This is a genomic window from Streptomyces sp. HUAS MG56, assembly GCF_058673395.1.
Genome location: NZ_CM178722.1, coordinates 9220244 through 9237067, shown reverse-complemented (window position 1 = coordinate 9237067; position 16824 = coordinate 9220244). Strand labels below are relative to the sequence as shown.

The 16824-nt window shown below is 72.5% G+C and carries 14 protein-coding genes; 3 read left to right on the top strand and 11 right to left on the bottom strand.

All coding sequences use genetic code 11. The features are described from left to right. Positions 1–37: 37 nt before the first annotated feature. From AC4OXY_RS42605 to AC4OXY_RS42595, 3 genes are all read right to left on the bottom strand, one after another. Positions 38–730 (bottom strand): DUF6230 family protein, encoded by a 693-nt coding sequence (locus tag AC4OXY_RS42605; RefSeq protein WP_356040226.1) that lies wholly within the window; start codon positions 728–730, stop codon positions 38–40. A 228-nt stretch (positions 731–958) separates the two neighbouring features. After that, positions 959–1813 carry a proteasome subunit beta gene (gene prcB / locus AC4OXY_RS42600; RefSeq protein ID WP_356040223.1) on the bottom strand — a complete coding sequence of 285 codons (855 nt, stop codon included), beginning with the start codon at positions 1811–1813 and terminating at the stop codon, positions 959–961. Positions 1814–1887: 74 nt separating this feature from the next. Further along, positions 1888–2898 carry a lysylphosphatidylglycerol synthase domain-containing protein gene (locus AC4OXY_RS42595; protein WP_356040220.1) on the bottom strand — a complete coding sequence of 337 codons (1011 nt, stop codon included), beginning with the start codon at positions 2896–2898 and terminating at the stop codon, positions 1888–1890. A 215-nt stretch (positions 2899–3113) separates the two neighbouring features. Between AC4OXY_RS42595 and AC4OXY_RS42590 the strand changes: the two genes are divergently transcribed. Further along, complete coding sequence (locus AC4OXY_RS42590) at positions 3114–3497, top strand: BlaI/MecI/CopY family transcriptional regulator (RefSeq protein ID WP_356040217.1); 384 nt, start codon at positions 3114–3116, stop codon at positions 3495–3497. Further along, positions 3494–4387 carry a M56 family metallopeptidase gene (locus AC4OXY_RS42585; protein WP_356040214.1) on the top strand — a complete coding sequence of 298 codons (894 nt, stop codon included), beginning with the start codon at positions 3494–3496 and terminating at the stop codon, positions 4385–4387. The genes AC4OXY_RS42590 and AC4OXY_RS42585 overlap by 4 nt, the downstream gene beginning before the upstream one ends. Positions 4388–4433: 46 nt before the next feature. On the opposite strand, the gene AC4OXY_RS42580 is transcribed toward AC4OXY_RS42585, so the two are convergent. Both AC4OXY_RS42580 and AC4OXY_RS42575 read right to left on the bottom strand, forming a co-directional pair. Then, complete coding sequence (locus AC4OXY_RS42580) at positions 4434–6797, bottom strand: glycoside hydrolase family 65 protein (protein ID WP_356029574.1); 2364 nt, start codon at positions 6795–6797, stop codon at positions 4434–4436. Then, positions 6794–7534, bottom strand: coding sequence for an HAD family hydrolase (locus tag AC4OXY_RS42575; protein WP_356029572.1), 741 nt, complete (start codon positions 7532–7534; stop codon positions 6794–6796). The genes AC4OXY_RS42580 and AC4OXY_RS42575 overlap by 4 nt, the downstream gene beginning before the upstream one ends. A 107-nt stretch (positions 7535–7641) precedes the next feature. Here AC4OXY_RS42575 and AC4OXY_RS42570 point away from each other — a divergent pair, with 107 nt between their 5' ends. Continuing rightward, positions 7642–8304: a nucleoside/nucleotide kinase family protein gene (locus AC4OXY_RS42570; RefSeq protein WP_491992390.1), complete on the top strand. Its 663-nt coding sequence runs from the start codon at positions 7642–7644 to the stop codon at positions 8302–8304. A 3-nt stretch (positions 8305–8307) separates the two neighbouring features. Here AC4OXY_RS42570 and AC4OXY_RS42565 read toward each other — a convergent pair whose 3' ends face one another. From AC4OXY_RS42565 to AC4OXY_RS42540, 6 genes are all read right to left on the bottom strand, one after another. Next, positions 8308–10137 carry a hypothetical protein gene (locus AC4OXY_RS42565; protein ID WP_491992389.1) on the bottom strand — a complete coding sequence of 610 codons (1830 nt, stop codon included), beginning with the start codon at positions 10135–10137 and terminating at the stop codon, positions 8308–8310. Between the two features lie 71 nt (positions 10138–10208). Beyond that, positions 10209–11927, bottom strand: coding sequence for a hypothetical protein (locus tag AC4OXY_RS42560; RefSeq protein ID WP_491992388.1), 1719 nt, complete (start codon positions 11925–11927; stop codon positions 10209–10211). Positions 11928–11929: 2 nt separating this feature from the next. Next, positions 11930–12832: a carbohydrate ABC transporter permease gene (locus AC4OXY_RS42555; RefSeq protein ID WP_356029567.1), complete on the bottom strand. Its 903-nt coding sequence runs from the start codon at positions 12830–12832 to the stop codon at positions 11930–11932. Further along, entirely contained in the window at positions 12829–13740 is a 912-nt protein-coding gene (locus AC4OXY_RS42550; RefSeq protein ID WP_376292255.1) for a carbohydrate ABC transporter permease, read from the bottom strand. Before AC4OXY_RS42550 ends, AC4OXY_RS42555 begins: the two co-directional genes overlap by 4 nt. Before the next feature lie 117 nt (positions 13741–13857). Then, a complete protein-coding gene (locus AC4OXY_RS42545) occupies positions 13858–15186 on the bottom strand; it encodes an extracellular solute-binding protein (RefSeq protein ID WP_402063693.1) in 1329 nt (442 codons plus the stop codon). Between the two features lie 276 nt (positions 15187–15462). Then, positions 15463–16608: an ROK family transcriptional regulator gene (locus tag AC4OXY_RS42540; RefSeq protein ID WP_491992387.1), complete on the bottom strand. Its 1146-nt coding sequence runs from the start codon at positions 16606–16608 to the stop codon at positions 15463–15465. Positions 16609–16824 lie beyond the last annotated feature (216 nt).

Genomic DNA, 16824 nt, shown 5'->3' with positions numbered 1-16824 from the left:
CGCAGAGGGCTCACCACTCTTCGGGCACGCCGGCGGGTCAGAAGCATTCGTGGGCGCCCGATGTGAACGACAGGCGCGCTCCGGGCAGGTCGAGAGAGCCGAGGGAAGCCGCGACGCTGTTGACACGGAGGTTGCGCATGGTGGTGGTCGTACTCTGCATCGCGACGCTGTTCGGGTCGAAGAATTTCGAGTCCCGGTCGCCGGGGGACACTTCCCCCGAGGTGAGCGACCCGGCTGCGACGCCGATGTCCAGGTTCTTCAGGTTCGCCTCGCCGGCGTTGAGCAGGCTGATGTCGAAGAACATGTCCCGTGCCGTGGCGGGACGTTCGTGGTCGCCGGTCAGTCGCAGGGTGTAGGTACCCAGTACGGGGATCGGGAAGCGGACCGACAGGCACAGCCCGTCGATCTTCGCGGTCCTCACCCCGGTGACGGTGACCGGCACGAGTTTGCCCTTGCGGGTCACGTCCACCATGCCGTAGACGCTCATGCCGCTGCCGGTCAGGGAGTCCGCGGCCATCTTGAAGGTCTCACCGGAGATGAAGAACGATGCCGCGAGGGCGCCTTGAGCCACGCTCACGGTCAGGACGGCTGCGCCGGCAATGCTCGGGGCCAGGATGGCGGCAAAACGCTTCCAGCGCGTCCTTCGCATTTTCCCACTCCGCACGGCGATCGTCCTTGAATATCTGCCGAATTCCCCATCCACTTCGTTGAACGGCGACGGGTCGAGCATCGGACACTCCGGGATGGTCCGCAAGCCCGGCGCCGCCGTTCTCGTGCGAAGCCGCCCGGATGACCTATCGTGCCGCCCGGGTACGCGACAAAGGCGGCACCCCGAATTTCACCACCGGCGCGGCCGACAATCATATGAGGATTTCTCCGTCACCCGCGCTTCGGCGTGCTCTCCGAAAAGCCCGATCTCGAATTGTTCGAGAATGCGGGCCAAAGGGGCCGGGCGGGGTCAGGGCGCGGCGTGCGGGCCGTCCGGGCGGTCCTCGCGGCGCAGGATCATCTCCCGGCTCAGCTCCTCGGTCTCCTCCTCCGGCAGCCGTGCGAAGCCGTCCGCGGTGATCACCGAAACGACGGGGAAGATACGGCGGTTCAGGTCGGGTCCGCCGGTGGCCGAGTCGTCGTCCGCCGCGTCGTACAGCGCCTGGAGCGCGGCGAGCACGGCCTCGCGGCGGGTCAGCCCCGGGCGGTACAGCTTCTTCAGGGCGCCCCGGGCGTACGGCGAGCCGGAGCCCTCGGCGTAGAAGTCGTGCTTCTCGTAGAGGCCGCCGGCCGGGTCGAAGGCGAAGATGCGGCCGCGGCCGCCGTCGGGTGCGGTGAGGTCGTACCCGGCGAGCAGCGGGACGACGGCGAGGCCCTGCATGGCCTGGGCCAGGTTCTGCCGGATCATGGCCGCGAGCCGGGTCGCCTTGCCCGCGAGGGTCATCGCCGTGCCCTCTATCTTCTCGAAGTGCGTCAGCTCGACCTGGTACAGGCGGACCATGTCGACGGCGAGTCCGACGGTGCCGGCGAAGGCGACGGCCGTGTAGTCGTCGGCGGGGTGCACCTTCTCCAGGTCGCGCTGGGCGATGAGGTTGCCCATGGTGGCCCGGCGGTCGCCGGCGATCAGCACGCCGTCGCCGTAGGTCAGGGCGAGCACCGTGGTGCCGTGCGGGAAGCTGTCGGGTGCCGTCCGCACGCCGCCGGGCAGCCGGGGCGTGGTGGGCAGGAGTCCGGGGCGGTGTGCGGCCAGGAACTCGGTGAAGGACGACGACCCCGGTGTGAAGAACGCCTCGCTCGGCAGCCCCGCTGTCTCGGTCCCGGTCATGGCTCTCCCCCTCCAGTACGGCATACGACACCCGACTCCTACCTGAAGTGGCCGCGCGGGAAACTCCCCGCCCTTCACAGGGCCTTGCGTCGCACCATCACCGCGAGCACCAGCAGGCCCGGGACCAGGGGCAGCCACACGGTCAGCAGCCGGTAACCGAGGACGGTGGAGGCGGCGGCCGCGCCGGGGGCGCCGGCGATGGTGAGGGCGAGGGCGAGCGCCGCGTCGAGGGAGCCGAGCCCGCCCGGTGTGGGCAGCAGCGCGGCGGCGCTGCTCGCGGTGAGGTACAGCAGGGCCACCTGGAGCGGGGGCAGCGGCAGTCCGACGGCCTGGCCGACGGCCACGACGACCAGGGAGTGCAGCCCGGCGAAGGCGAGGGAGCCGCCCCACAGGGCCGCCGCGCGGGCGGGGCGGGCGTGCAGGGCACGGATGTCGGCGAGGACGGTGGTGAGGGCCCGGCGGCACCGCGGCCACCAGGGGGTCACCAGCAGGACGGCCAGGAGGAGTACGGCGCCCAGGGCGCAGGCGAGGACGGTCGTGGACAGGTGCGGCAGCCGCAGCAGGCCGGGGCAGGCCGGGACGAGCAGCGCGATCAGTGCGAGGCGGACGACGGCACCGGTGGCGGCCTTGACGGCGAGGGCGCCGGCGCTGCGGGCGGCGGGCAGTCCGCAGCGCATCAGGAACCGTACGTTGACCGCGCCCGCGCCGAGGCCCGCGGGCAGCAGGTGGTTGGCGGCGGAGGCGGCGAACTGGGCGGCGACCAGCCGGGGTCGGGGCAGCCGCCGTACGACCGCGCCCTGCTGGGCGAGCGCCGAGGCCGCCCAGGTGCCGAGGGCCGCGGTCGCGCCGACCAGCATCCACCCCTGGTCGGCACCGGCCAGTCGCCCGGCTCCGCTCTCCAGCGCGGGCCAGTGCCGGCGGGCCAGGTAGGCCCCGCCGAGCAGGACGGCGAGCAGGACACCGAAGTGCCAGGGCGCGGGCCGGTGGACGACGGAGGAGGAGGCGGCGAGTTCCGCGGGCAGGGCCGTCGCCGTGGGCGGGGACGATTGCGTGCCCGCGGTCGTTTCCGTTCCGGGAGCCGTCATCGGCCGCTCCGGGCGTGGGCATCGCGCGATACCGCGTGTGTGGCGTGCGCACTGGCGGCCATGATCACCCCTCTTGCCCCGTGGCGGGCCGAGCCCCTGCAACCCTACAGCCTGTAGGGCCAAGGGAAAACACCCCCAAACTACCCCGTATCGCTGCCTCTTGTCGGACGGACAGGCCCATCCGGCCCACGCACTACGCGCTGTAAGGTGGGGGCATGGCTGGCACGGAGTCCCGCGGCAGGGCGGAGCGGCGCAGCGCCGGGGAGCTGGAGAGCGAGGTGCTGGCCGCGCTGTGGGCCACCGAGCGGCCGCTGACCCCGGCGGAGATCCAGGCCGAGGTCGACGGGGCGCTCGCCTACAACACGGTGCACACGATCCTCAAGCGTCTGTACGACAAGGGGCTGGTGCTGCGCGACGCGGCCGGGCGGCGCGGCGCGTACCGGCCGGCGAAGAACGCGGCCCAGCTGACCGCCGAGGCGATGCACGAGGCCCTGGACCGAGGCCCGGACCCGATCGCCGCGCTCCAGCAGTTCGTCACCGGGCTGAGCCCCGAGGAGGAGCGCGCGCTGCGCGAGGTGCTCGCCGGGGGCGGCGCATGATCTTCGACGTGTACGGACCGCTGGTGCTGTCCCTGCTGCTGGCACTGGTCGGACCGGTGATCGCCCGGCGCGTCGCCCCGGCACTGGCCGCACCGGTACTGGCGTCGGCCGGCGTGCTGACGGCCGCGGCCACCACCTGGTCGCTGGTGCTGCTGGCCGCCGCGCTCCTCGGGGACGCCCCGCCGGTGATCCGTGAGGCGCGCGAGGCGGGCCGTCCGGTCATGGACCCGGTGCCGGAGGTGATCGGGCTCGGCGCGAGTGCCGCGCTGCTGGTCGTCGCCGTACGGCTGCACCGGGCGGTGCGCGCCGAGCGGTCCACACGGCGGGCGCTGCGGCGGCTGTGCGCAGGGCAGCCGGCGGACACCGAGCTGATCGTCGCGGCCTCCGCGGTGCCCCAGGCGTTCGCGATTCCGGGCCGGCCCGGCCGGATCCTGGTGACCTCGGCGATGCTGAGCGCACTGACCCCGGCCGAACGCCGGGTGCTGCTCGCGCACGAGCGCGCCCATCTCAGGTACCGGCACGGGGCGCTGGTGACGGCGGTGACGCTCGCCGCGGCCGCCAATCCGCTGCTGCGCCCGGTGCGTACGGCCGTCGCGTTCCTGGTGGAGCGCTGGGCGGACGAGCAGGCCGCGGACCTGGTCGGGGACCGCCGGACCACCGCCCGCGCGCTGGCCCGGGCCGCGCTCACGGCGGGCCGCGCCCGGGCCGCCTGCGCCCTCGGCTTCACCGACCGGGCCGTCACCCGCCGGATCGCGGCCCTCCAGACCACCCCTCCCCCACGCCTGTGGACCGCCGCCGCGGCCGTCCTCGCCCTGGGCGCCCTGCCCGCCCTGCTGGCCGCCGACGCGACGGGCGACCTGATGGGGCTGCTGTCCGGCGCACTGAGCTGAGGCCCGGCGGCACACGTCGCGCCCGCGCGGCGTGTGCCGCCGGGCCTCAGTCCGCGTGCGGCGTCCGGTGCGGCGGCTGCTCGGGGGCCGGGCGGCGCACCGGTGGCGGAACGGCGCGGACGGCCGGGTCGGCGGTGGTCACCGTCAGCGGCTCGCCGTGGTGGCGCAGGGTCAGGGGCGGGCCGGCGAGGAGCGCGTACGTCGCCTTGTCCGGTCCGATGTCCACGCGCAGCGTGCGGCCGCGGAACCGGACGTGGAAGGCGAGCCGGCTCAGCCGCTCGGGCAGCCGGGGTGCGAAGCGCAGGTTCTCGCCGTCGCGGCGCAGTCCGCCGAAGCCCGCCACCAGCGCCATCCAGGTGCCGGCCAGCGAGGCGATGTGCAGCCCGTCGCGGGTGTTGTGCTCCAGGTCCTGAAGATCCATCAGGGCCGCCTCGGCGGTGTAGGCGTAGGCGAGGTCGAGATGACCGGTCCGTGCGGCCATGACGGCCTGGCAGCAGGCGGACAGCGAGGAGTCCCGGACGGTCAGCGGCTCGTAGTAGGCGAAGTTCCGGGCGATCTGCTCCTCGGCCGCGCCCGCGTCGCCCCGCTCGAACCAGTCGCCGCAGGTGTACATGGCCAGCACCAGGTCGGCCTGTTTGACGACCTGCTTGCGGTAGAGGTCGAAGTAGGGGAAGTGGAGGAGCAGGGGGTACTGGCCGGGGCGGGTGCCGGCGAAGTCCCAGCGCTGGTAGCGGGTGAACCCGGCGTGCTGTTCGTGGACGCCGAGTTCGGCGTTGTAGGGGACGTGCATCGCCGCGGCGGCGTCCCGCCAGGCCGCGCTCTCCTCCGCGTCCACACCGAGCCGGGCGCCCTGGTCCGGGTGGCGTTCGACGGCGTCGGCAGCCGCGAGCAGGTTCCGCCGGGCCATCAGGTTGGTGTAGGTGTTGTCGTCGGCGACCGCGCTGTACTCGTCGGGTCCGGTGACGCCGTCGATGTGGAAGTCGCCGCGGGTGTCGTGGTGGCCGAGCGAGCGCCACAACCGGGCCGTCTCCACGAGCAGTTCCGCGCCGACCTCGCGCTCGAAGCCGTCGTCACCGGTGGCCTCGACGTACCGGACGACGGCGTCGGCTATCCCGGCGTTGACGTGGAAGGCGGCGGTGCCGGCCGGCCAGTACGCCGAGCCCTCCGGTCCGGCGATGGTCCGCCAGGGGAACGCGGCGCCGGCGAGGCCGAGTTGGGCCGCGCGCTCGCGGGCCTCGTCCAGGGTGTTGTACCGCCAGCGCAGGGCCTCGGCGACGGCGGTGGGCGCGGTGTGGGTGAGCACGGGCAGCACGAACATCTCGGTGTCCCAGAAGGCGTGCCCGTCGTATCCGGAGCCGGTCAGGCCCTTCGCCGGGATCGCGCGCTGCTCGGCGCGGGTGCCGGCCTGCAGGACGTGGAACAGGGCGAAGCGGACGGCCTGTTGGATCTCCTCGTCGCCCTCCACCTCGACGTCCGCGCGGGCCCAGAAGTCGTCCAGGAAGGCCCGCTGGTCGGCGAGCAGCCCCGCCCAGCCGTCGTGCGCGGCGGCGGCGAGGGCGGCGTCGACCTGGTCGGCCATCGCGGGCAGCGAGCGGGTGCCGGACCAGCCGTGCGCGACGAGCTTCTCCACCCGCAGCGTCTGCCCGGGCTCCAGCACGGAGGTGACGGTCAGCCGGGCCACGTCGAAGCCGCTCTCGCTGCGGGTCGTCGTACGCTCCGGGCCGCTCACGACGTGGTCGGCGGCCACGGCGACGCGCAGACCGCTGCGCTTGGTGCGGTGCACCAGCCGCAGCCGCTGGTCGGCGGCGAAGTGGTCCTCCTGCTCCAGCGGCGACTGGAGGGCCATGGCCGCGCGCGGGTCGCCGTCGGAGGCGGGCAGCGTCTCGTTGGCGACCAGTTCGGACTGGATCACCACGCGGCTGCGGCAGCCGACGGCCTCGACCTCGTAGGCGACGGCGGCCACCGCGCGCTGGGTCAGCGACACCAGCCGGGTGGAGCGCACCCGGACCGTGGAGCCGGCCGGCGAGGTCCACTCGCAGGTCCGCTCCAGCACCCCGCGGCGCAGGTCCAGGACGCGTTCGTGGGCGACGAGCCGACCGTAGCGCAGGTCGAACGGCTCGTCGTCCACGAGCAGTCGCAGGATCTTGCCGTTGGTCACGTTGATGACGGTCTGGCCGGACTCCGGGTAGCCGTACCCGGCCTCGGCGTACGGCAGCGGGTGCACCTCGTGCACGCCGTTGAGGTAGCTGCCGGGCAGGCCGTGCGGCTCGCCCTCGTCGAGGTTGCCGCGCCAGCCGACATGGCCGTTGGACAGCGCGAACACCGACTCGCTCTGGGCGAGGACGCCGAGGTCGAGGGCGGTCTCGCGGACGGCCCACGGCTCGACGGCGTACGACCGGTCGGTGATCATTCCTTGCCTCCCAGCTCCGCGAGGTCGTTCACGACGATCGTCGCGCCGTGCGCGTACAGCGCCTCGCGCTGGCCGACGCGGTCGACGCCGACGACGTACCCGAACCCGCCCGCGCGGCCCGCGTCCATGCCGGCCAGGGCGTCCTCGAAGACGGCGGCACGGGACGGCTCGACACCGAGGTCGCGGGCGGCGGCGAGGAAGGTGTCGGGGTGCGGCTTGCCCGGCAGGTGCCGCTCGGCGGCGACGACCCCGTCGATCCGCACGTCGAAGTAGTGCTCGGCGCCGACCGCGCGGAGCACGTCGCGGCAGTTGGCGCTGGAGGACACGATCGCCGTGCGCAGCCCCTCGGCGCGCACCGCCTCCAGATAGCGCAGGGTGCCCGCGTAGGCCTCCACGCCGCCGGTGCGGATCTTGTCGAGGAGCAGGGCGTTCTTGCGGTTGCCGAGGCCGTGGACGCTGCGGGTCCCGGGTGGGTCGTCGGGGGTGCCCTCGGGCAGGTGGATGCCGCGCGAGTCGAGGAAGGCGCGCACGCCGTCGGCGCGGGGGCGGCCGTCGACGTACTCGTCGTATTCGGCGTCCGCGTCGAACGGCCGCCCCGTCTCGCCGTCGTAGTCACGCAGGAACGCGTCGAACGTCTCCTTCCAGGCGGCCGCGTGCACGAGGGCCGTCTTGGTCACGACCCCGTCGAGATCGAACAGACAGGCCTGGATCGCTTCTGGCAGACCGAGCTGAGTCATACCGGCACTCTTCCCCACGATCGGCGTTCGAGGGGTGGCGCACGCCACACCGCAGGGTACTTCTCGGCAAAGTCCGAGGCGCGCGCGGCGGTGCCACACTGTGCGGTGTGCCGCTGACCTTCGACGACCTTCTCGATCGCGCCCGTGGCCTCGTCCGGGACGGCCGGCGTGCCGTGCTCGGCATCGCGGGCGGCCCCGGCGCGGGCAAGACGACCCTGGCCGAGCAGGTGGTGCGCGCCCTGAACAGGGACGGACCGCCCTGGGCGGCGCACGTCCCGATGGACGGTTTCCATCTGGCCGACGCCGAGCTGGACCGCCTGGGCCGCAGGGACCGCAAGGGCGCCCCGGACACCTTCGACGCGGCCGGGTACGCGGCGCTGCTGCGCCGGCTGCGCGAGGACACCGGCGAGGTGGTGTACGCGCCCGGGTTCGAGCGGGTCCTGGAGCAGCCGCTGGCGGGCGCGATCCCGGTGGCGCCGGCCGCCCGGCTGGTGGTGACCGAGGGCAACTACCTGCTGGTGGCGGAGGGTTCGTGGGCGCGGGTGCGGCCGTGTCTGGACGAGGTGTGGTTCTGCGAGATCGCCGAGGACGAGCGGATCGGCCGACTGGTCGCGCGGCACGAGGAGTTCGGCAAGGACCACGAGAGCGCCGTGGCCTGGGTGCTGGACACGGACCAGCGCAACGCCGACCTGGTGGCGGCGACGCGGGGGCGGGCGGACCTGGTGGTGCCGCCCGCCGCGCTCCCGGCCGTCGTGCTCCGCGAGCGCTGAGGCTCAGCGGCGCAGGGTGAGCGCGGGCTCGCCCCGCTCGTCCCCGGCCACAGGGCCGACAACCGCCGTGAACTCCTCGGTGCGCACGGTGAGTTCCTCCCCGGCCGCTTCCAGGACGGGCGCGAACGCTCCGCCCGGCCCGTACCGTACGGCGAACACGTGCAGCCCCTGCGGCGCGCCCGGGGCCGGGCCGGCCTCCAGGGCGGTGGAGGAGACCAGGTGCCGCCAGCCCTCGTCGGGGTTGCCGTAGCCGCGCGGGTCGGCGGCGAGCGCGAACGCGGCCTGTTCCTGGGTGAGTTCGGCGCGGGCGTCGAAGTGGTCGTCGCCCGCTGCCGCCGGGTGGGTGAGACGCAGGGCGCCCGCCGACGTCACCTCGCCCTCGGCGACGCGGCGCACCCGGTCGCCGTCGTCGGCGGCGTACGGCAGCCCGCACAGCAGGTACGGCGCTGCGTCGAGCCGTTCCAGGGCGACTGTCACCCACAGGCGCGTGCCGTCGGTGACGTACAGCGAGCGGACGTGGCGCAGGACGTGGTCGCGGCCGACGACCGGCTTGGTGACCAGCTTGGCGGCGAGCCCGTCGGCGCGGACGTCGCGGACCCGTACCTCGCCCATCGGGCGGCACAGCAGGAAGCCGTCGGTGACCGGGCCGAAGCCGTGCTGGCGGTGCACGGCGGCGGGCAGGTAGTAGGTGCCGGCGGCCTCGATCAGGGCCGGGGTCATCCGGCTGTCGAAGGCCACGGAGACGGTGCCGGAGCGCAGTTGGTGGCGGGCGACGGCGGTCGACGGGGTGCGGTGCCAGCGCGTGGGGTCCTGGATCTGCCAGACCAGCATGAAGGCGAAGTGCCCGTCGATCCGGCCGTCATCCTGGACCGCGTGCCGGCCCCAGCGGGTGTCGCCCCGGTAGCGGCCCAGGTCGGCGCCGATGCGCGCGCCGAAGTAGCGCAGGCCGAGGACGGATTCGAAGCCGGAGTGCTGTTCGCTGTAGCGCGGGCCGCCGTAGTCGTAGCCGCCGCTGGTCAGCCGGGCGTCGAGGTAGCGGGCGAGGGTGTCGCCGTCCTCGGCGAACATCTCCGCGCCGCTGACCCGGTGGGCCTGGGCGAGGAAGGACAGGGAGATGGGGCCGTAGTTGTTGTCGTAGGCGCCGCCGTGCTCGGGCGGCAGCAGGACGCCCCGGTCGCGGATCCGGTGGGCGCGGATCTCCTCGGCGTACAGGCTCAGCGCCCGTGCCCGTACCGACTCCCCCTCCCTTTCCGGGAGATGGCGGGCGAGCATCAGGCCGCCGACCACGCAGCCGATGGCCTGGTTGCCGGCCTCCTGCGGGTTGAAGAAGGTCGCCTCGGTCAGCCAGCGCCAGTAGCCGTGTGCCAACTCCCGTAGTTCGGCGCGCTGTTCGTCGTCAAGGAGGTCACCGGCGGCGTCGAGGACGTTGACCGCCTGGAGCAGCGCCCAGACCGTGCTGGGCCAGTCGCCGATGGGGTGGGCGCCCGCTTCGAGGACGTAACGGGCATACGGCAGACACGAGTTGGTCAGGCGCAGGTTGGGGTATCCGGGGTTGTCCCCGGTGTAGACACGCTTGCGGAGGTGGAAGGCGAGGCTGCGGCGGACGGCCTCGGGCAGCCGGGGGTCCTTGCCGCGCTGCCAGGCGAGGGCGAGCAGGGCGGTGATGCCGAGCGAGGTGTCGCCGATGTCGTCGAGGGCGTCGGGGTGTTCGAGGCTGCCCTCGGGGGTGAGGCGGGCGAGGGCCTGCTCGACGACATCGGCGAGGACGGCGTCGTACGCCTCGGGGGTGTCGGGCAGGTCGTGCAGGGGGCGGAGCTGGCGGGGGAGGTGCACGGGAGGGGGCGGGAGGCGCAACGGGGATCAGCCCTTCATGCCTGAGGTGGCCATGGCGTGGGTCGTCGGGGTCACACGACAGGTGCGGGCCGGCGGGCGCGCAGTGCGACGGTCAGTGTGTGCGGGCCGTGTCCACCAATGTAGACGCGGTTCCCGGTCGTCGCATCGGTGCCGCCCACCACGGTGTGGTCCTGACCCGGGTCGTACCGCAGTACGTCGCTCCGGTCCGGCCCGGCAAGCGGTTCGCCTGCCTCGACGCCGGCCTCGACCCGGATCTCGTCGTCGCCGGCCCGGTAGGTCATCGGCCCCCTCGTCAGGCACCAGCGTCCGTCGCCGATCGGTACGGCGCCCTCTGGCACGCCGCCCGGCCGGAAGGTCAGTTCGAGGGCCCAGGGCACCCGTGGTCCGCGGATGTCGATCCGCAGGTCGGCACCGTCCTCCCGCAGGTCCACCTCGACGCGCGTCGTGTGGGAGACCTCGTCCCGAGGCCGGTCCGGGAAGGCCATCGCGGCCGAGAAGCGTCCCTCGTCCGCGATCCGGTAGGCGCCGTCGTCCCGGCGCCGGCCCGGCGGGAGCGGCTGGTAGTAGGCGGCCGAGAGGGTCTCGGTGAGCCGGTAGCGGCTGTCGGCGAGGCGTTGCATGCCGGCGGCGCGGAACGGGCCCATGTCGAAGAAGCCCCGCGAGAGACGGACCGCGTCGAGGACGGCGTCGCCTGCGAACAGACGCAGGAAGGTGGGATTGCAGGCGAGGCCCGAGCGGATGCGCCGGTGCTCGGGCACGTCGGAGCCGCCGTACACCACCGTGTGCACGCCGGCCGAAGCGCGGGCGGCGAGGCGTGCGGTGGTGAGGTACCGGTCACGGGGCAGGGTCTCCGCGGCCGGTGCGGGCAGTGCGCGGCACAGGTCCGGGGTGAGGAGGGTCTCGGCGAGCAGGCCGGGGTCCTCGATGCCGCCGGCGGCCGCCAGCCGGGCCGCCCGGCTGAAGTCGCCCCGGCCGGTGCGGATCGCGAGCAGCCGGTAGTGCGGCAGGTAGGGCGCCAGCGGGAACGGGTGGTTCTGGTCCTGCCGTCGCGAGTGGACGGTCTCCACCGTGCCGTCCGGCCTGATGAGGTCCAGGGTCGTGGCGAGATTGCGTTCGACGGCGTCCAGCAGGTCGGCGCGGCCGAGCACGCCGGCCAGCAGCAGGAGGGAGGGGTTGGACACGTGGGCCGCGTAGTTGGCGCTCCGTTCCGAGTACAGGCCCTCCGCGTCGATGTCGACGCCCTCGGCGAGCCACTCCTCGACGCGGTCGAGCAGCCGGCCGTCGGGGAACGACCGGTGCAGCCGGGCCAGCGCCGCGCACAGCTCCCAGCGGTGGTTCGGGGTGTGCACCCCACCGGTCAGGAGACTGCCGGAGGCGGAGCGGGCGATCTCGGCGAGCGCGGCCGTGACGTCGCGCAGTTCGGGCCCGGCGCCGGCGGCGAGGACGTGCGCGTCGCACACGTCGTTGACGGTGAACGCGGAGTCCGGCGGTGACTGCACGTTGTCGCCGCCGGCGAAGAGGCCTGAGGGCGTCTGCGCGGCCCGCAGGGCGCGGAGGTGGGTCAGCGTGGCGGCGACGGCCTGCCTGCTGCCGTGCAGTGCCGAGTGCGGGGAACGGTACGCCGCGACCAGGGTCTTCGCCCGGCGTGCCAGGCCGCGGTGCGGTACACCGGCGGGTTCCTCGTCGGGGCCGGCCGCCAGCGGCGCGGCCAGCCGGTCGGCGGCGCGGGCCACCGCGCGGACGAACTCGTGGTCGAGCGGGGTGGGCACGGTCAGTCCTTCAGTCCGGCATTGATGTCGGCGCCCATGACGTAGCGCTGGAAGACCAGGAAGATGACGATCAGCGGGATCATGGAGATGACCGATGCGCCGAGCAGGACCGACCAGTTGATGTTCTGCGCGCCGACGATGCTCTGGATGCCGATCTGCACGGTGAACTTGTCGGGGTCGTTGAGCATCAGAAGCGGCCAGATGTAGTCGTTCCACCGCCACTGGAAGGACAGGATGGCGAGGGTCAGCATGATGGGCCGGGAGAGCGGCACCATGATCCGCACGAAGATCGACAGTTCGCGGGCGCCGTCGATGCGTGCGGCTTCGACGAGTTCGTCAGGAACCGTCAGGAAGAACTGGCGGAACATGAAGCATCCGGTCGCGGTGAGCACGGCCGGGAGGATGATGCCGGTGAAGGAGTTGTAGAGGCCGAGGTTGCGGACCACCAGGAACTCCGGGGCGAGCATGACCTCGGACGGCAGCATCGTGGTGGCCAGGATGCAGATGAAGAAGACCTTGAGCCACTTGTTGTCGTACTTGGCCAGCGCGTACCCGGTGCAGCAGCTGGCTCCCACCGTGAGGATCGTCGTGATCACGCACACGAGGGTCGTGTTGACGAAGTACTGGGAGAAGTTGGCGCTGCGCCACGCCGTCAGGTATCCCGACAGGGTGGGGTGGTGCGGAACCAGCGTCAGCGGATAGGAGAACAGGTCCCCGGCCGGTTTGAGGGAGCTGAGGATGAACCACAGCACCGGCAACCCGTAGAGGCACGCCAGGATCCACAGCAGTGTCGTCGCGGACACCGCCCGCCGGACCCCTCCGCTGCCCGCGCTGCGGGTCCGCTTCTTCGAGACGGCCCGTCCGGGACCTGCGTCGACCGGGCGTGGCATGTCTGTGGTTGTCATCGGTTCTCCACCCGCCGGTTGACGATCAGCTGGACGATCGCGACGGCCATCAGGATGAGCATGAGCACGAACGACGCGGCGCTCGCGTAGCCGATCTGGCCCCGTTGGAAGCCGGTCTGGTAGATGTACTGGACCAGCAGGTTGTTCGACGTTCCGGGTCCGCCGTTGTTGAGGGAGACGAACAGCGGGTATTCCTTCATCGCGTTGATCGTGTTGAGCAGGATGACGATGAACGAGGTGGGCGCGATGCTCGGCAGCGTGATGCTGATGAACTGGCGCCAGGGGCCGGCGCCGTCGAGCGAGGCCGCCTCGTAGTACGACACCGGTACGTTCTTGATCGCCGCGATGAACAGCAGCATCGAGAAGCCCGTCCAGGCCCAGGACGCCGCCATCACCACCACCAGCAGCGACAGGTCCGCGTTCGACTGCCACGGCACGGCGTGCCCGCCGAGCTTCTCGACGACGTAGTTGACCAGTCCGAAGTTCTCGCCGAACAGCCACCGCCACAGGACACCCACGACGATGGGCGACAGCAGCCACGGGATGAAGAAGACGACGCGGGCGACCGACGTGCCCTTGGCGTGCTTGCTCACCAGCATGTTGGCGATGAGCAGCGAGAGCGCGAAGTTCAGCGGAACGAAGAGGACGGTGTACAGCAGCGTCCGGGTGAGCGCGTCGTAGAAGGAGGAGTCCCCGAACAGGTTGCTGTAGTTGTCCAGTCCGACGAACTGGAACGCCCCCACCCCCGTGTAGTTCGTGAAGGAGTAGACGAGCCCGATCACCGCCGGCCACACGAAGAACAGCGCGAAGAGCACGACATTGGCCGCGATGAGGACGAGCGGCGCGATCGTGTAGCTGCGGCGTCTCCTGGGCGGGCTCGCGGACACGTCCGAGGCGCGTTTTGTCATCTTCCTGACTCCGTGCTGGTGGAAGGGGTTCCTGTGGGCTCACGCCATGAGCCCGGCGTCACGTGGGCGGCCGGGGCCGGGCGGCGGTGTCTCGGCCCCGCCGCCCGGCCCTGTGGTCTACGACCCGCCGCCGACCTGCTGGTTGTAGCCGGCCACGATGTTCTCCAGGGCCTTGTCGGCCGACTGCTGGCCGTTGATCGCCTTGCCGAGCTCCGTCTTGGTCGGGTCGGTGGTGAGGCTCTTGCCCTTCAGCACCCAGTTCGTCTGCGCGGTGTTGAAGTACCCGGAGATCGGGGCGTAGAGCGGGATCTCCTGGTTGTACAGCTTGAACGCCGCCTGCGCCGCCTCGGAGGTGAAGGGGTACTTCGGGTTCAGGCCGCTCTCGACGGGGAGGAACCCGGAGGACTCGACCAGCTCGGTGTACTGCTTCGGCGCGTACACCCAGGCCAGGAACTTCTGCGCGGCGGTGGCCGCGGCGCCGTTGTTGTTGAACCCGACCATCATGCCGCCGCTGTTGACGTCGCTCGCCTGGACCGGCTCGGCGGGAGTCGGGACGCTCGCCCAGGCGAACTTCTTGATGCTCTCCGCGAAGGCGGGAACCTGCCACACGCCGGACCAGTAGGCGACCACGTCACCGCTCTGGAACATGGCCGACGGGTCGGCGCCGCTGGTCCACACCGACTTCGGCATGGTCTTGTCGTCGTTCAGTCCGACGAAGTAGTTCACGGCCTTCTTGGTCGCATCGTCCACCGAGAACTTGCCGGAGGAGTCGGCGTGGACGTACTGCCCGCCCATCTCGTACACCATGGCGCGGAGCCGGGACGGCGACTGGTCGAACGTCAGGGAGTACTTGGCGCCGGTCTTCTCCCGGACCGTGTTCGCCGCCTTGATGAAGTCGGTCCAGGTCCAGGTCTTCTGGGGCGAGGCCGGGAAGGAGACGCCGGCCTTCTTGAACAGGGTCTCGTTGATGTACAGGCCGGACGCGGTGACGTCCGAGGGGATGGACAGCACCTTCCCGGACGAGTCCTTGGCGAGGAAGTTGCCGTTGATGTTGTTGCTCTTGTCGTTGGCGACGGAGCTGAGGTCGAGCAGCTTGTTCGACCAGATCGGGTCCAGCGCGGGCACGTCCGCCACGTCCGGCAGGGCGTTCGCCTGAGCGGCGTTGTGGAGCTTCGCCGGGTAGCCGTCGTAGGGGATGTTGACGAGCTTGACGTCGACGCCGGTTTCCTTCTTGTACTGCGCCACCAGCTTCTTCCAGCCCGCGTCCTGCCCCGGAACCGTGGAGATCCAGAACGTCAGCGACTTGGAGTTGCCGCCCGAGCCGGACCCCGACCCGCAGGCGGAGAGCAGAAGGGCACCTGCCGCGGCCACGGCAGCGAGGGGAACCACGCGGCGTATGCCGCCGCGGCCGAGTCGGCGGGAGCGCCGCACACCCACACTGGTCATCTTCGATCCCTTTTCGTCGTAGGGGGACGGAGCACGGCGCCGACCGAGGCGGCACGGGTGCATTCTGCAGGTGAAATTTCGCTTCCCGGGGGCGCGGCCTCGCCCGGCCGCGTCGCCTTCGCGGGTGGGATCCCCGGCCATGAGTGCCGTCGTCGCACAAGCTCGCCCTCGTGCGGCTGCCGTACTTCGCGTACGGTCGGGACGCCGACCCAAGCCGACGTCCCGACCGGCTTAGAAAGCGCTTGTCCGGACATTGGCAGAACGGGCCGGAAGCCGTCAATCCTTCCGCCGCCCGGGCTCGGTCACGGTTCGGACACCTCGGGCCACCGCGAGGCGGGCCGCGCCCACGACGGTGCCCAGGTCGCCGACCGTGCTGCTGACCACCTCGGTGGGCCAGCTCAGCCGGGCCAGTTCGGCCCGCACCCCGGGCAGCAGCCGGGGGTCCGCGCCGGTGCTGCCGCCGAGCACGATCAGCCCGGGGTCCAGCACGGCGGTCACGGCGGCGGCCAGCCGGCCGACGTCGGCGGCGTGCCGGGCGACGACGGCGCGGGCCGGCGCCCGTCCCTCGCCGGCCAGTGCGAACAGCTGCTCGGCGGTCTCGGGGCACGGCCCGTCCGTCTCGCGCCAGGCCTCGGCGGCGCGGCGCAGCAGGGAACGCGCGCCCATGTACTCCTCCAGGGCCTCCAGGCGCGGCTCGCTGCCGTCGTCCCAGGGGTAGGGCAGCCGGGCCAGCTCTCCGGCGGCGCCGTTCGCCCCGCGCACCACCTGTCCGCCGATGACGATGCCGAGGCCGACGCCCACGCCGACGCGCAGATACGCGAAGGTGGCACGGCCCTGGGCGGCGCCCTCGTGCAGCTCGGCGAGCGCGGCGCAGTTGACGTTGTTCTCCAGGTGCACGGGGACGCCCGGGGGCAGCGCGACGGCCACGGCGTCGAAGACGGGACCGGCCTTGGCGGTCGCGGGACGCATCTGCGCGCCCTTCCCGGACGGTGCGGTGACATCGCCGACGGCGACGACGATGGCGCGCGGCGGGAGCGCGGCGGGCAGCGCGCCGAGTGCCTCGCGGACGGCGTCCGCGGCCTCGGCCCGGGGCGCGGTGACCTCGGCGAGCAGGCTGCCGTCGAGCGCACAGCCGCGGACCCGGGTGAGGTCCGGGCCGAGGTCGACGGCGAGGACGGCGCCGGCTCCGGGGCCGAGCCGGTAGACGGCGGCGCTGCGGCCGGTGCCGCTGGAGGCGGTGCCGGAGGGGGCGGCGAGCCCGGCGCTCTCCAGCTCCGCGACGGCCGAGGACACCGTCGGTTTGGACAGTCCGGCCAGGCTCGCCAGTTGCGGCCGGGTCGCGCTGCCCGCCTGCGCGAGCACGGCGAACACCGCGCTCGCGCTCTCGGTCAGCCGGGGTGTCGCCACCACGTCGTGTTCCACGGTTCTCCCACAGGTCGCGAGGACTCTTGACGCACTGTACTTCGTTAGTTAATTTCCTAACGAACTTCACGGTACTCGCCTGCCGTGCTCCGCCAGAGGCCCGTCCCGGGGCTTCCCGACCGCTGCGACCACCCCGTTTCCCGGCTTTCACCGGCTTGCCCCCGGCTCCCCCGGCACGGTTCGCCCGCCGTCGCTGCACCGCGCGCACGAAGAACA